The organism is Mesorhizobium sp. WSM2561, assembly GCF_000513915.1.
Lineage (GTDB): Bacteria > Pseudomonadota > Alphaproteobacteria > Rhizobiales > Rhizobiaceae > Mesorhizobium > Mesorhizobium muleiense.
On record NZ_AZUX01000014.1, the window covers coordinates 146298 to 161623 of the forward strand.

The 15326-nt window shown below is 63.5% G+C and carries 16 protein-coding genes; 14 read left to right on the forward strand and 2 right to left on the reverse strand.

Features of this window, described 5'->3' with window-relative positions; all coding sequences use genetic code 11:
* The first annotated feature begins 32 nt into the window (after positions 1-32).
* The 3 genes from M727_RS0113430 to M727_RS0113440 all read left to right on the forward strand — a co-directional run bounded on the left by M727_RS0113430 (position 33) and on the right by M727_RS0113440 (position 3630).
* Positions 33-1586, forward strand: coding sequence for a sugar ABC transporter ATP-binding protein (locus tag M727_RS0113430; protein ID WP_027153112.1), 1554 nt, complete (start codon positions 33-35; stop codon positions 1584-1586).
* Positions 1583-2548, forward strand: a complete 966-nt coding sequence (locus tag M727_RS0113435; RefSeq protein WP_027153113.1) for an ABC transporter permease — start codon at positions 1583-1585, stop codon at positions 2546-2548. Before M727_RS0113430 ends, M727_RS0113435 begins: the two co-directional genes overlap by 4 nt.
* A gap of 65 nt (positions 2549-2613) precedes the next feature.
* Positions 2614-3630 (forward strand): zinc-binding alcohol dehydrogenase family protein, encoded by a 1017-nt coding sequence (locus M727_RS0113440; RefSeq protein ID WP_027153114.1) that lies wholly within the window; start codon positions 2614-2616, stop codon positions 3628-3630.
* Between the two features lie 8 nt (positions 3631-3638).
* Here the strand turns inward: M727_RS0113440 and phnF are convergent, their stop codons facing one another.
* The gene (gene phnF / locus M727_RS0113445) at positions 3639-4388 is read right to left on the reverse strand and encodes a phosphonate metabolism transcriptional regulator PhnF (RefSeq protein WP_027153115.1); all 750 of its coding nucleotides are present in this window, start codon (positions 4386-4388) and stop codon (positions 3639-3641) included.
* Positions 4389-4511: 123 nt separating this feature from the next.
* Here phnF and phnG point away from each other — a divergent pair, with 123 nt between their 5' ends.
* The 11 genes from phnG (at position 4512) to phnE (M727_RS36395) (ending at position 14425) form a co-directional block, all read left to right on the forward strand.
* Positions 4512-4976, forward strand: a complete 465-nt coding sequence (phnG, locus tag M727_RS0113450) for a phosphonate C-P lyase system protein PhnG (protein WP_027153116.1) — start codon at positions 4512-4514, stop codon at positions 4974-4976.
* Positions 4976-5587 carry a phosphonate C-P lyase system protein PhnH gene (gene phnH / locus M727_RS0113455; RefSeq protein ID WP_027153117.1) on the forward strand — a complete coding sequence of 204 codons (612 nt, stop codon included), beginning with the start codon at positions 4976-4978 and terminating at the stop codon, positions 5585-5587. The genes phnG and phnH overlap by 1 nt, the downstream gene beginning before the upstream one ends.
* Before the next feature lies 1 nt (position 5588).
* Positions 5589-6701, forward strand: a complete 1113-nt coding sequence (locus M727_RS0113460) for a carbon-phosphorus lyase complex subunit PhnI (RefSeq protein ID WP_027153118.1) — start codon at positions 5589-5591, stop codon at positions 6699-6701.
* Complete coding sequence (locus M727_RS0113465; RefSeq protein WP_027153119.1) at positions 6698-7591, forward strand: alpha-D-ribose 1-methylphosphonate 5-phosphate C-P-lyase PhnJ; 894 nt, start codon at positions 6698-6700, stop codon at positions 7589-7591. Before M727_RS0113460 ends, M727_RS0113465 begins: the two co-directional genes overlap by 4 nt.
* Entirely contained in the window at positions 7588-8364 is a 777-nt protein-coding gene (gene phnK / locus M727_RS0113470; RefSeq protein ID WP_027153120.1) for a phosphonate C-P lyase system protein PhnK, read from the forward strand. The genes M727_RS0113465 and phnK overlap by 4 nt, the downstream gene beginning before the upstream one ends.
* Positions 8365-8366: 2 nt before the next feature.
* Positions 8367-9074 carry a phosphonate C-P lyase system protein PhnL gene (gene phnL, locus M727_RS0113475; protein ID WP_027153121.1) on the forward strand — a complete coding sequence of 236 codons (708 nt, stop codon included), beginning with the start codon at positions 8367-8369 and terminating at the stop codon, positions 9072-9074.
* Positions 9071-9688, forward strand: coding sequence for a DapH/DapD/GlmU-related protein (locus M727_RS0113480; RefSeq protein ID WP_027153122.1), 618 nt, complete (start codon positions 9071-9073; stop codon positions 9686-9688). The genes phnL and M727_RS0113480 overlap by 4 nt, the downstream gene beginning before the upstream one ends.
* Before the next feature lie 207 nt (positions 9689-9895).
* Entirely contained in the window at positions 9896-10753 is an 858-nt protein-coding gene (gene phnC, locus M727_RS0113485) for a phosphonate ABC transporter ATP-binding protein (RefSeq protein ID WP_027153123.1), read from the forward strand.
* 160 nt (positions 10754-10913) lie between these two features.
* Complete coding sequence (phnD, locus tag M727_RS0113490; protein ID WP_027153124.1) at positions 10914-11822, forward strand: phosphonate ABC transporter substrate-binding protein; 909 nt, start codon at positions 10914-10916, stop codon at positions 11820-11822.
* Between the two features lie 73 nt (positions 11823-11895).
* Entirely contained in the window at positions 11896-12870 is a 975-nt protein-coding gene (gene phnE, locus M727_RS0113495; RefSeq protein ID WP_027153125.1) for a phosphonate ABC transporter, permease protein PhnE, read from the forward strand.
* 4 nt (positions 12871-12874) lie between these two features.
* Positions 12875-14425, forward strand: a complete 1551-nt coding sequence (phnE, locus tag M727_RS36395) for a phosphonate ABC transporter, permease protein PhnE (RefSeq protein ID WP_036262219.1) — start codon at positions 12875-12877, stop codon at positions 14423-14425.
* 14 nt (positions 14426-14439) lie between these two features.
* On the opposite strand, the gene M727_RS0113505 is transcribed toward phnE (M727_RS36395), so the two are convergent.
* A complete protein-coding gene (locus M727_RS0113505; protein WP_027153126.1) occupies positions 14440-15294 on the reverse strand; it encodes a sugar phosphate isomerase/epimerase in 855 nt (284 codons plus the stop codon).
* Positions 15295-15326: the final 32 nt, after the last annotated feature.

A 15326-nucleotide genomic window follows, 5' to 3' on the forward strand; every position in this document is an offset into this window, starting at 1 on the left:
GCCAATCTGGGAGGCCAATTGGGAGGAACGTCATGACGTCGACGGCGCAGGAACTGCATCCCGCCCCAACGCTGGAACCGGGCAGGACGATCCTCGAACTCAAGGGACTGGAAAAACGATATCCCGGCACGCACGCGCTGAAGCCGGTTAACCTCGCCTTCAAGGCCAGCGAAATCCACGCCATTGTCGGCGAGAACGGTGCCGGCAAATCCACCCTGATCAAGCTTTTGACCGGCGTCATGCCGCGCACCTCCGGCGACGTCATCTGGGAGGGCAAGCCGGCAGCGCTGGCGACGCCGCATGAGGCGATGGCGCTCGGCATCAATGCCGTGCACCAGGAGGTCGTTCTGTGCCGCCATCTCACTGTCGCGGCCAACATGTTCCTCGGCGAGGAGGATTCCCGCTTCGGCATCCTGCAGCAGCGGGCCATGGTCAGGGAAGCGCAGAAGATCATCGACGATCTCGGCTTCGACCTGCCGGCACATGTCGTGCTGGGTGACCTGACCATCGGCCAGCAGCAACTGATCGCCGCCGCCCGCGCCACCGTGCGCGGCACAAAATTCCTGATCTTCGACGAGCCGACCGCCTACCTCACGCGCAAAGAGGCCGACCAGCTGTTCACGCTGATCCGCCGGCTGAAGGGCGAAGGCGTCACCATCATCTACATCAGCCACCGCATGGAAGAGGTGTTCGAGCTCGCCGACCGCGTTTCGGTGCTGCGCGACGGCACGCTTGTCGGCACCAGGAACATCGCCGAGACCAACGACGCCGAGCTGGTCAAGATGATGATCAACCGCTCGATCGAGCAAGTCTATCACAAGGAGCATTTTACCCCGGGCGCGACGCTCCTCGAAGCCCGAAATCTCTCCGGCAATGGTTTTGAAAATGTCTCGATGACGGTCCGTGCCGGCGAAATCGTCGGGCTCTACGGGCTGATCGGCGCCGGGCGCAGCGAGTTCGTTACAACGCTCTACGGCCGTCATCGCAAGTCGGCCGGCCAGATCCTCTGGGAGGGCAAGGAGGTTCAAGTCAACTCCGAGCATGACGCCATCAGGCTCGGCATGGCGCTGGCGCCGGAAAGCCGCCGCGACCAGGGCCTCTGCCTCAACCTGCCGGTCGGCCTCAACCTGAACCTGCCGATCTACAAGCGCATCTCCAGCAATCTGCTGATCTCCAGCGCGCAGGAGAAGGCCGAGGCGGATCGCCAGATCGCCAATCTCAGGATCAAGACGCCGACGCGCAACGCGCTCGCCTCCAGCCTGTCCGGCGGCAACCAGCAGAAGATCGTCATCGGCAAATGGCTGGCGCACGGCGCCAAGCTGTTCATCTTCGACGAGCCGACAGTTGGCGTCGATGTCGGCACCAAGGCAGAGATCTACCGCCTGTTCGGCGAACTGTTGTCCAAGGGCGCCGGCATCATCCTGATCTCGTCCTACCTGCCCGAGGTCTATGAACTCGCCGACACGCTGCATGTGTTCCGGCGCGGCAAGCTGGTGGCCACTCATGGTTTCCACACTGCCGACCATGAGGAGATCCTCACCCAGGCGTTGGCCGAGAAACAAGAAAAACCGGGAGGACAGATATGAGCACCGAGGCGATCCCGGCCGAAAGGCCGAAACGCAACTACAACGCCCTGTTCGGGCTGACACTGCTGGCGCTGCTGGTTCTTTTGTGGGTCATCCTGTCGGTGGCTACGCCGAGCTTCGCCTCCGCCAACAACATCTCGAACCTGCTGCGGCAAGGTTCGATGATCGCCATCCTGGCGGTCGGCCAGACCTTCGTCATCATCACCGGCGGCATCGACCTTTCCGTCGGCGCCGTGGTTGGCTTCGCCACCGTCATCGTTGCGATGCTGATCAATGCCGGCGTGCCGATTTACCTCGCCATCCTGATCACCTTGCTGGTTGGCGTCGCCATCGGCCTGTTCCACGGCTTTGGCATCGTCAAGATGGGCCTGCCGCCCTTCATCATCACGCTGGCGACGCTGACCTCGCTGCGCGGCATCGGCCTTTTGATGACCAACGGCAACTCGATCTCGATCAACAACGACGCCTTCCAGCTGTTTTCGCGCAGCTCGTTCCTCGGCGTCCCCAATCTGTTCTGGATGGTGATCCTGGTCGGCATCCCCGCCTACATTTTCCTGCATCACAGCCGCTGGGGCCGGTATCTGTTCTCGGTCGGCTCCAACGCCGAGGCATCGCGTCTGTCCGGCGTCAACGTCCAGCGCACCATCTACATGGCCTATACGCTATCGGGCCTGTGTGCGGCTTTTGTCGGCGTGCTGCTTGCCTCACGCATCGGCATCGGCAATCCGACACAGGCCGAGGGCTGGGAGCTGCAGGCGATCGCCTCATCGGTGATCGGCGGCACTTCGCTGTTCGGCGCCGTCGGCTCGGTGCACGGACCGCTGCTCGGCGCCTTCATCCTCGCCACTATCAACAACGGCGCCAATCTCTTGAACGTCAATGCCTTCTGGCAGCGCATCATTACCGGCGTGCTGATCATCGTCATCGTCTATTTCGACGGCCTGCGCCGCCGCGGCAAATAGACCATCTTAACAACCGCCGGCCCGGCGATCGGGCCGGCGGCGCCATGAACCGACTGGATCAAAGCATGAAAGCCGTCATCTGCCGTTCGCCCGGCGATCTTGTTGTGGAAGACCGCCCGGCGCCGAGCACACCACCGCCGGGCTGGGCGCTGGTCGCGGTCAGTCATGTCGGCATCTGCGGCACCGACTATCACATCTTCGAGGGCAAACATCCGTTCCTCGCCTATCCCCGCATCATGGGTCACGAGGTCTCCGGCACCGTGATCGAGGCCGGCGAAGGCGTCGATCTGGCTGTGGGCGAGCCGGTGATCATCAATCCTTATCTCGCCTGCGGCAAATGCATCGCCTGCCGGCAAGGCAAGCCGAATTGCTGCGTCAGGATCGAAGTGCTCGGCGTCCACCGCGACGGCGCCATGTGCGAACGGATCCTGGTGCCGGCGCAAAATCTTTACCCGGCCAACGGCCTGTCGCTGGCCGATGCCGCCGCCGTCGAATTCCTGGCGATCGGCGCGCATGCCGTGCGGCGCTCGCTGGCTGATCCCGGCGCGCGCGCGCTGGTCATCGGCGCCGGGCCGATCGGTCTCGGCACAGCGCTGTTTGCCCGCATCGCCGGCCTCGACGTAACGCTGCTCGACATGAGTGCGGAGAGGCTGGGTTTTGCTGCAAGCGAACTCGGCTTCGCCACCCTCGACGGTTCGCGGCAGTCTGCGACCGATCTGGTGCGCGAGGCGACCAACGGCGAAGGTTTTGACGTGATTTTCGATGCCACCGGCAACACCCAGTCCGTCCAGTCGGCCTTCGCCCATGTCGCGCATGGCGGGACGCTGGTCCTGGTCAGCGTCGTCAAGGACGACATCGTCTTTTCCGATCCTGAATTCCACAAGCGCGAAATGACGCTGATCGGCAGCCGCAACGCGCTGCGCGCCGACTTCGATCATGTCGCCGCTTCGATCCGCGACGGTGCGGTGCCGCTGGCAAAGCTCGTCACCCATCGCACGACGCTTGGCGAGACGCCGCGCGACCTCGCCCGCTGGTCGCATGAGAAATCCGGCCTGATCAAGGCCGTCATCCAGGTCGGATAAGATCGAACCTAAAGCGCCGATATCTTGAGCTCGACGCGCTCAGCCGGAAACCGCGTTTCGGCGAACTGGATCGGCTGGCCGTCCGGCCCGACGTTGACGGCGACCGTGACCAGCACGATGGCGCCGGGCTGCAGATTAAGATCGGCAAGGTCGGCGGCGTCCGCGTGGCGGGCCGACAGCACCGTCGATTGTCTGAGATAGTCACCGATGCCGAAACGCCGGAATGAGGCGGTCACCGATCCGGTTTCAGCCATGGCGGCATCGATGCCGGCGAAGCGAGCCGCGTCGAACCAGCCGGTGGCACGCGAGACCGGTTGCCCATCGGCTTCGCCGCGTGTCTCGAGGCGTATGACAGTCGAACCCCTGGCAAGCCCCAGCCCTTCGGCGACGCGCCGGCTGGCCGGCTCGACCGCCGATTCGAGCAGCACGCTGCGGCGCTCCGACGCCTGCCCTTGCAAGCCCTCGGAAAAGCGGGTGCGGGCGCCGATCGGATAGGACAGCCGCTTGCGCGACAGCACAAAAGTGCCGCGCCCCTGTTCGGCCCTGAGCACGCCATCCTGCACCAGTGCGGCGATGGCGCTGCGCACCGTATGGCGGTTGACGCCATAGCGCTCGGCCAATGCAACTTCCGGTGGCAGCGCAGCGTTCTCGGCAAAGTCGCCGACGGCGATCGAATGCAGGATCTGGTCGGCGATCTGCCGCCACAGCGCGACGCCGCTGCGCCGCTCCAAGCTGCTGGCCATCTGCTGACCGATCATCTCTTTGCCCCGATCTTTTTCGCGCTGTCATCCATCCGTCATGGACACGCTTTAAAAAATAGATATAATTTGTATAATTGTCTATATCAATAGATGAATTTTCGATGCAAGGGAATGTTAACCATGCGAGGACAGGAAGCGCGCGATCAGCAGCTTGAGCGCAAGGCCGTCATGGCGACGTTGGCGCAATCGACCGGCGACGATATCGTCCGCCTCTGGAACGAATCCGGCCTGCCTTCGGAAGCAGAACTCCTGCGTGGCCCCGAAACCGGCCTGGTCACCGTGCGTGGCCGCATCGGCGGCGGCGGCGCGCCGTTCAACGTCGGCGAGGCGACGGTCACCCGCGCGACGGTGCGGCTTGCCTCGGGGGAAGTCGGCCACTGCTACGCGCTGGGCCGTGACAAGCAGAAAGCAAAACTGGCGGCGATCGCCGACGCGCTCTGGCAGGATCCCACCCGCCGCAACGAGGTCGAGAGCAAACTCATTGCGCCGCTGCAGGCCGCACTGGCCAGCGGACGTGAGCGGCGGCGCGCCGAGACGGCGGCAACGAAGGTCGATTTCTTCACCATGGTGCGCGGAGAAGACTGATGGACATCGCAACCCGGGCGATCGAGGGCGGCTTTGCCGATCCGGTGTTCGACGCCCAGACAGTGTTCCGCGCCGTGATGGACGCAATGGCGCGGCCGGGCACCCTGCAGCCTCTGCCGGTCTTTGCCCGCCCGCCGGCGCCGCTGTCGGCCACCGCGGGCGCCATCGCGCTGGCGCTGTGCGACAACGACACGCCGCTCTGGCTCGACCTCGTTCTGCAGGCCCCAGCAGCGGTGAAATCCTGGCTCGGCTTCCACACCGGCGCGCCACTGGCCCACACGCCAGCCGATGCGCATTTCGCGCTGATCGCCACGCCGGCCGAGATGATGGCGCTCGACGGCTTTTCACAAGGCACCCAGGACTATCCCGACCGCTCGACGACGCTGATCCTGCAGGTCAGCGATCTCGTCTCAGGCGCGCCGCTGCTGCTCGAAGGTCCTGGCATCGAAACAACCGCGACAATCGCGCCGGCGCAGATGCCGCGCCACTTCGTCGAACAATGGAAGCAGAACAATCAGCGTTTCCCCCGTGGTGTCGACATTATCCTCGCCATCCCGGAAGGCGTTGCCTGCCTGCCGCGCACGACGCGCATCAAGACGATGGAGGCGTGATATGTATGTCGCGGTAAAAGGCGGTGAAGCGGCCATTGCCAACGCCCACGCCCTGCTCGCCGACCGCCGCCGCGGCGACCGTTCCGTGCCGGCGCTGCGCCTCGACCAGATCGTCGAGCAGCTGGCGCTCGGCGTCGACCGGGTGATGAGCGAAGGTTCGCTCTACGACCGCGAATTGGCGGCGCTGGCCATCGTTCAGGCGCGCGGCGACATGATCGAGGCTATCTTCCTGGTTCGCGCCTATCGCACCACGCTGCCGCGCTTCGGCTACACCAGGGCGATCGACACCGGCGCGATGCTGGTCGAGCGGCGCGTGTCGGCGACCTACAAGGATCTGCCTGGCGGCCAGCTGCTCGGCCCGACCTTCGACTACACCCACCGGCTGCTCGATCCCGAGCTTGCCGCGGGCGGCGACGTCGCCTCGCCGCTGCAGCGTGCCAGCGACGCGGACGCCATGCCGCGCGTCTCCGCCATCCTCGCCCGCGAAGGCCTGATCGAGCCCGACGGCGACATGCCGCAGGACCATATCCCTGGCGACATCACCCGCGAGCCGCTGGAATTTCCGATGGCGCGCGACATCCGCCTGCAGGCACTGTCACGCGGCGACGAGGGTTTTTTGCTGGCGCTCGGCTATTCCACCCAGCGCGGCTATGCCCGCAACCATCCGTTCGTCGGCGAGGTTCGCATCGGCGAGGTCGAGCTGGAACTCGACGTGCCGGAGCTGCCATTCGCCGTACCGCTCGGTTCTGCGCGTGTCACCGAGTGCCAGATGGTCAACCAGTTCAAGGGCTCGGCCAAGGCGCCGCCGCAATTCACCCGCGGCTACGGCCTCGTCTTCGGTCAGAGCGAGCGCAAGGCGATGGCCATGGCGCTCTGCGACCGCGCGCTTCGCGCAACCGAATTCGGCGAAGATGTCGTCGCCGCTGCCCAGGACGAGGAATTCGTCATCTCGCATTCCGACAATGTCCAGGCGACCGGCTTCGTCGAGCATCTGAAGCTGCCGCATTATGTCGACTTCCAGGCCGAGCTCGACCTGGTGCGCCGCATGCGCGCCGAGCACGACGCCCGCGAGAATGCCGGCAAGGTCGAAGAAAAAAGGGAGGCCGCGGAATGACCGCACAACCGACCGATATCGCAACCTACAACTTCGCCTATCTCGACGAGCAGACCAAGCGGATGATCCGCCGCGCGATCCTCAAGGGTATCGCCATTCCCGGCTACCAGGTGCCGTTCGCCTCACGCGAAATGCCGATGCCCTATGGCTGGGGCACCGGCGGCGTCCAGGTTACCGCTTCGATTATCGGCCCGGACGATGTGCTGAAGGTCATCGACCAGGGCGCCGACGATACCACCAATGCGGTCTCGATCCGCGCCTTCTTCAAGAAAGTCGCAAATGTCGCCGTCACCACCGACACGGCGAAGGCGACCATCATCCAGACCCGCCACCGCATCCCCGAGCACCCGCTGACCGCAGGCCAGGTGCTGGTCTATCAGGTGCCGATTCCCGAGCCGCTGCGCTTCCTCGAGCCGCGCGAGACGGAAACGCGGAAAATGCATGCGCTGGAGGAATACGGCCTCATGCATGTAAAACTCTACGAAGACATCGCCAGACATGGTCGCATCGCCACCACCTACGCCTATCCGGTCAAGGTCGAGGGTCGCTATGTGATGGACCCGTCGCCGACGCCGAAGTTCGATAACCCGAAAATGCACCGTTCGCCGGCTCTGCAACTGTTTGGTGCCGGCCGCGAAAAGCGCATCTATGCGCTGCCGCCTTTCACCGACGTAGTCAGCCTCGACTTCGAGGACCATCCGTTCGAGGTGCAGATCTTCGACCAGCCCTGCGCACTGTGCGCGGCCGAAAACGTCTATCTCGACGAGGTCATCCTCGACGACCATGGCGGCCACATGTTCGTCTGCTCCGATACCGACCATTGCGAGAAGCGGCGCGAGCAAGGCCATCGCGGCCACCTTGCGCCCGAGACGATGGAGCCGGCGCAATGACCGACGAACCGCTGCTGCGCGTTTCCGCGCTGTCCAAGTTCTACGGCTCGCGCATTGGTTGCGAGAACGTCAGCTTTGATCTGTGGCCGGGCGAGGTGCTGGCAGTGGTCGGCGAATCCGGATCCGGCAAGACGACGCTGCTCAACTGCCTGTCGACCAGATTGCTGCCGAGCTCCGGCACCGCCAGCTACCGCATGCGCGACGGCCAGTTCCGCGAGCTTTACCGCATGAGCGAGGCCGAGCGACGGTTCCTGATGCGCACCGACTGGGGTTTTGTCCATCAGAACCCCGCCGACGGGCTGCGCATGACGGTGTCGGCCGGCGCCAATGTCGGCGAGCGGCTGATGGCGGTCGGCGACCGCCACTATGGGAATATCCGCGCCACCGCCGTCGACTGGCTGTCGCGCGTGGAGATCGACGAGGACCGTATCGACGACGAACCGCGCGCCTTTTCCGGCGGCATGCGCCAGCGCCTGCAGATCGCCCGCAACCTCGTCACCGGGCCGCGGCTGGTGTTCATGGACGAGCCGACCGGCGGCCTCGACGTCTCGGTGCAGGCGCGCCTGCTCGACCTGTTGCGCGGCCTGGTCACCGATCTCGGCCTGGCGGCGATCGTCGTCACCCACGACCTTGCGGTGGCGCGTCTGCTGTCGCAACGCATGATGGTGATGAAGGACGGCCGCGTCGTCGAAAGCGGCCTCACCGACCGCGTGCTTGACGATCCCCGCGCGCCCTACACCCAGCTTCTCGTTTCTTCCATTCTGCAGGTGTGATCATGGCAACCCCGCTCGTCGTCTCCGATGTCGCCAAGAGCTTCACCATGCATCTGCGTGACGGCATCAAACTGCCGGTCGTCGCCGGCGTGTCGTTCTCGATCAGGAGCGGCGAATGCGCCGTGCTCGGCGGCCCCTCCGGCGCCGGCAAGAGCTCGATCCTGAAGATGCTCTACGGCAACTATGCCGTCGATGCAGGCCAGATCATCGTCCACCACGAGGACGGGCTCATCGATCTGGCGACGGCCAGCCCACGCACCGTGCTTGCCGTGCGCCGGCTCACGATCGGCTATGTCAGCCAGTTCCTGCGAACAGTGCCGCGCGTCTCGGCGCTGGATGTCGTCGCCGAACCGCTGGTCGAGCGCGGCGAGGACCGTGAGGTTGCGCGAAACAAGGCGCGCGCCTTGCTGGCGCAGCTCAACCTGCCGGAAAAGCTCTGGATGCTGCCGCCGGCGACCTTTTCCGGCGGCGAGCAGCAGCGCGTCAACATCGCGCGCGGCTTCATCACCGAGCACCCGATCCTGCTGCTCGACGAACCGACGGCCTCGCTCGACGCCAGCAACCGCGACGTGGTGATTGCGCTGATCGCGGCCAAGAAGGCGGCCGGCGTTGCCCTGCTTGGCATCTTCCACGATCACGACGTGCGCGAGGCAATGGCCGACCGCGTCATCGACGTGACCGCTTTTGCCGCCGGGAAAATCGCCGCATGACCCGAAAACTGTCGGAAACGCCGCTTGTCCACGAGACTGCGGAAGTCGACAACTCGACGCTCGGCCGCTGGACCGAGATCGCCGAACGCTGCCGGCTTTCGGAAAGTACGCTTGGCGACTATTCCTACGTGATGCAGGACTGCAGCGCCTGGTGCGCCACGATCGGCAAATTCGCCAACATCGCCGCTAGCGTGCGCATCAACGCCACCAATCACCCGACCTGGCGGCCGACGCTGCACCATTTCACCTATCGCGCCTCTGACTATTGGGACGACGCCGAGCACGAGAGCGAATTTTTCGCGCAGCGCCGCGCCAGGCGGGTCACCATCGGCCACGACACCTGGCTTGGCCACAGCTCGACCATCCTGCCCGGCGTCAGCGTCGGCGATGGCGCAGCGGTCGGCGCCGGCGCCGTGGTGTCGAAGGACGTCGCGCCCTACACCATTGTCGGCGGCGTGCCCGCCAAACCGATCCGCGAACGCTTCGACCGCCGCACTGCGGAACGCTATCAGGCACTTGCCTGGTGGGATTGGGACCATGCGCGCCTGCGCGCCGCACTCGACGATTTTCGCGCGCTTTCGGCGGAAGCATTTCTTGAAAAATACGGCGACTAGTGAATGGTCAATACTTAGTGGCGGCAGGGAAGCCGTTCTTGTCACCATTCACCATTCACCATTCACTTGATCGAACTGCGGCCGCCGGCTCGCCCCTTCAGGCTGTGGACGGTAACAAAACTGACATCAATCCGACACCGCGGTTTCACGCGGCTGCGCTAGCCAAGGTTAACAGACCTTCGAAACGCGACTGGACTGGAACTGCCCATGTCAGCAACCTCAGCCACGCTCGAGATCCGCGGCGTCACCCGCCGGTTTGGCAGGAACACCGCCGTCAGCAACGTCGATATCTCGATCCCTCAAGGCCAAATGGTCGGCATCATCGGCCGCTCGGGCGCCGGCAAGTCGACGCTTTTGCGCATGATCAACCGCCTCATCGATCCGAGCCAAGGGTCGATTTTCTTTGACGGCGCGGAAGTCTCCAGCCTGCGCGGTTCGCTGCTCAGGCGCTGGCAGCGCGATTGCGCCATGATCTTTCAGCAATTCAACCTGGTGCCGCGCCTTGACGTTTTGACCAATGTGCTGCTCGGGCGGCTCAATCACCGCTCGACCCTTGTCAATCTGCTCGGTGTCTTCTCCCGCGAGGAACGGGCCGAGGCAATCGCCGCGCTCGAACGCCTCGACATCGCCGGCACGGCGCTTCAGCCGGCCGGCACCTTGTCCGGCGGCCAGCAGCAGCGCGTCGCGATTGCCCGCGCCATGATGCAGCAGCCGAAAGTCATCCTCGCCGACGAGCCGATCGCCTCGCTCGACCCGCTCAACGCCAAGGTGGTGATGGATTCGCTGCAGGACATCAATCTGCGCGAGGGCCTCACCGTGGTCACCAATCTGCACACGCTGGATACAGCGCGCACTTATTGCAACCGCATCATCGGCATGGCCGCCGGCAAGGTGGTGTTCGACGGCCCGCCCGAAGAGCTCAATCGGGAGGCCGTGCGCATGGTCTATGGCGCCGACAGCAATGGCGGCGAAATCTCCGAGGCGATCACCTCGACCAGCGTCACCATCAAGCAAAAAATCGTCGCATCCGCCGGACCGCTCGAGCCCGCATTTCCCGGCTACTAGGTCCACGATCCGGCAAGTGGATACCAGTATACGAGTATACGAAAGCAGACGACGAAAGAGCGCATGGACCGCCAGTCCGCATCAAGGCCGGGCATAAAAAAGCGCCGTCAAAATTCGAACGCTGCCGGCGCGATGCCGGAACCAACAGGAGAGACGCGAAATGTTTAGAAAAATACTTTTCGGTGCCGTTTCCATCCTCGCCATGGCGGTGGGCACGGTTCAGGCACAGGATCTGAAGGAATTCCGCGTCGGCATTTTGGGCGGCGAGAACGAAGCCGACCGCCTGCGCAACTACCAGTGCTTCGCCGACCACATCAAGCAAGTCCTCGGCGTCGAAAAAGTTTCGCTGTTCCCGGCCGCTGACTACGACGGCGTCATCCAGGGCCTGCTCGGCGGCACGCTCGACTTTGCCGAGCTCGGCGCTTCCGCCTACGCCAAGGTCTATCTCGAAAACAAGGACGCGGTTCAACCGATCCTGACGACGATCCAGACCGACGGCTCGACCGGCTACCGTGCGGTCATGGTCGCGCGTGCTGATTCCGGCATCAAGACGCTCGCCGACATGAAGGGTAAGAAACTCGGTTTCGCCGATCCCGATTCGACTTCTGGTTACCTGATCCCGGTCACGTCACTGCCCAAGGACATCGGCATGGATGTGAAGAGCTACTTCGCGTCGACCGGTTTCGGCGGCGGCCATGAACAGCTTGTCCTTGAAGTCCTCAAGGGCACCTTCGATGCCGGCACCACCTGGGCCTCCGGCGTCGGCGACTTCAACGACGGCTACAGCTCGGGCAATCTGCGCAAGATGGTCGACAAGGGCGTCCTCAAGATGGATGACCTCGTCGAATTGTGGCAGTCGCCGCTGATCCCGAACGGCCCGCTGGTCGTGCGTACGTCGATCGACGTCGGCGCCAGGCAGAAGATCACCGATTTCCTGACCAAGCTCCCGGAAACCGATCCGGCCTGTTTCTCGGCAATTCAAGGCGGCGATTACAAGGGCTATTCGCCGGTTACCCCGGAATTCTACCAGCCGATCATCGACGCCCGTAAGGCGAAGATCGGCTCGTAAGGCAAACTGCCACAACGCCGCCGGGGCCATGTGCCGCCGGCGGCGTTGCCGCATCAGGGGCCGGGATCCATCGATGAGTGCGACCGAAATTTACCGCGCGCCCGCGCTTTCACCCGAGGCAGCCACCGTCGAGCGGCACTGGCGCGACCTTGCCGCCCGCCGGCGCCTTTACACGATCGGCGGCCTGGTTTTCCTGTTTCTTGCACTGTCTGGCTCGCTCTGGTTCGCCAACGAAACCAACGCCGGAAAGTTCTTCGACCGCCTTCCCTACGTCGCCGACTTTTTCGCCGAGTTGAAGCCGCGCGACTGGTTCGACCCGGCGCGCGCGCTGTTCGACCTGCCGTCCCCCTATGACGACGGCAGCCTCAAGTTCGACTACCCGGAGGGCCGGGTCTACCTCACCCAGAGCATCTACATTCCGGAGTATTTCCACCGGATGGTCGAGACGCTGAACATCGCCCTGTTTTCGACGCTGGTGGGCGCCACATTCGGCTTCCTGCTCTGCTTCTTCGCTGCAGGCAATATCACGGCCAGCCGCTGGCTCCGTTTCTTCACGCGCCGCTTCCTTGAAATCGTCCGCGCCTTTCCGGAAATTGTCATTGCCGGCTTTTTCCTGGCGATTTTCTCGTTAGGGCCGATTCCTGCGATCATTGCGGTCAGCATCCATACCGTCGGCGCGCTCGGAAAAATGTTCTTCGAAGTCGTCGAAAATGCCGACATGAAGCCTGAAGAAGGCTTGCGCGCCGTGGGCGCCAACTGGGTCGAGCGGGTGTGGTTCGGCATCGTGCCCCAGGTTCTGCCCAACTTCATCAGCTATTTCCTGCTTCGCTTCGAGATCAATGTGCGCGCTTCGACCATTCTCGGCGCCGTCGGCGCCGGCGGCATCGGCGAATCCCTGCGTCTTTCGATCGGCCGAGGCCATGAGGCCAAGACCATCGCCATCGTCTTCCTGCTGTTCTGCACGATCGTCGCCGTCGACCAGCTTTCGGCATGGCTGAGACATCGTCTTGTCGGCCGCCAGGCGTTCGCATACGGGCGCGGAGAGTAGTGCAATGAATGCGGATGCCATCAACGACATCGCCACTCGCCATCCGGACGCGTTCCGGCGCTCGCTGTGGAAGCGCTATGCCACCCCGATCGGCATCCTTCTTTGCATTCTCTACACCTTCTATTGTTCGTGGTTCTTCTCGGTCGCCGCCGTTCTCGAAAAGGCGAACTGGAACCTTGCCGGCGCTTATCTCGCTGACTGGGTGTCTTACGAAATCCGGCCCGACATAGAATTCGAGGACAATCATCTGACAATCGACTACTCCCGCTTCTCCAAGCTGGGATCCAATCCAGATCCCGACTGGGTCGCCAAGCAGATGGCCGTCATCGACCGGCAGGCGGAGGCAGCGCCGGCACCGGCGATCGCGACCAACAAGTCGTCGCAGGATTCGTTCATGGCGCCTGGCGCGCCAACCGCCGAGAACCCAGCCGCGCCGTCGGGCCAATCCGCTCCTGCGGTGCCTGAAACGATGCGCGAAAACGCCGTCGTGGCGGCGACCGTCACCCTTGCCAATGGCCGGATCGCCGTCACGCCAAACCTGGTCACCGTGACGCGCGGCGCCGAAAGCGTCGTCTTCGATATCGCCAAGGGCAGTTCTGTGACACCGCGCACACCGCTGCCTGACTGGATCGAGCAACGCAGGCCAGGCTCGACAGCCTATGTCTCGTTCGGATTTCTCGGCCGCGCTGAGGTGCAGAACGACGAGGTGGTCGCCTGGCGACGTTTCTTCGGCTGGGCCAATTTCGTGTTCGACACCAACTCGCCATTCTGGGGAAAGCCGTTCAGCGAGGTCGCTTCACTGATCGTCGCCGGGGCTCGCATCGACCCGTCGCGGTCAAACGCAGCGCTCGCCTGGGACAACATTTTGAACAACGCCGAGTGGCAGCACTGCGACGTCTGGCTGAAACTCTTGCAGACCATCGTCATGGCTTTTGTCGGCACCGTGCTGGCCACGATCGTCGCCTTTCCGCTCGCATTCCTGGCTGCGCGCAACGTCACGCCGAGCCGCATAGCCAACCAGGTGACAAAGCGCTTCTTCGATTTCCTGCGCTCGGTCGACATGCTGATCTGGGCGCTGTTTTTTACGCGCGGCTTTGGTCCTGGGCCGCTGGCCGGCATGTCGGCTATCTTCTTCACCGACACCGGAACCCTGGGCAAACTTTATTCCGAGGCGCTGGAGAACATCGACGACAAGCAGCGCGAGGGCATCCGCTCGGTCGGCGCCACGCCGGCAATGGTGCAGCGCTACGGCGTGCTGCCCCAGGTTCTGCCGGTATTCCTCAGCCAATCCCTCTATTTCTGGGAATCGAATACCCGGTCAGCGACGATCATAGGCGCTGTCGGCGCCGGCGGCATCGGCCTGAAATTGTGGGAGGCCATGCGCACCAACACCAACTGGGCCAATGTTTTCTACATGGTTCTGCTGATTCTGCTTGTCGTTTTCATCTTCGACAGCATCTCCAGCTATCTCCGCCGCAAGCTGATGGGGACTGTCGCAAACAGCAATGATGAGCGGCGCGTTTCCGCCCGGCCGCCGGCAGTTCAGATCGCCTGAGAGGAAGGCTGCGTCTAGGGACCAGCCTTTTTCCAGCCGCTCTTGATGTGCTTGTAGCCGTCGCGGTAGACGGCTTCCGGGCTTTCCGAAAAATCGCGCCAGACCTTGGTAGCCGCCGCCAAATCTTTCAGCGAGCGGCCGAAGGCCTCGATCGTCAGCCAGTCGTCATAGCCGCTCTTGCGGATGGCCGAAAACGTCTCTTGCCACGGAATATGGCCGCGCCCCGGCACGCCGCGATCATTCTCCGAAATATGGATATGGACGACATTTTTGCGGTTGCGCGTATAGGCGCCGATCGCGTCCGTCTCTTCGATATTGGCGTGGAAAGTGTCGTACATCGCCTTGATGTGCGGCCGGTCGATTGCGTCGACATGCTCCGACAGATGGTCCATCGTGTTGAGCAGATAGCACTCGAAGCGGTTGAGCGCCTCCAGCCCGATGGTGACGTTTTTGTTGCCGGCATGGTCGCCGATGGCGCGTTGCGAGGCGACGGAGCGCTTTTTCTCCGCCGCTGTCGGCCCACTGCCGGAAAAGGCGCCGAGCGTCGAATGCAGCGGGCCGCTCAGCGTTCTGGCGCCAAGCGCATGTGTGCAGTCGATCGCCCATTTCATATAGTCGATGCCGGCCTTGCGCGTTGAGGCATCGGCCGAGATCAAATTCATCGCCGGATCGCCCATCGCCGAAACGGCGGTGCGCTCCAGCCCGATGCGGTCGAGCAGCGCGCTGAGCTTTTTGTAGTCGTCCGGCGTGCCGGCAAAGATCGGAATTTCCACGCCGTCGAAGCCTGTCGCCTTGATATCCCTGAGCAGCGGCTCGTGTTTCTTCGACACGGCCGTCGTCCACAAAAACATGCACATGCCGATTTTCATCGACGCCCCCTCCTCATGATTTCCGGTGTTTT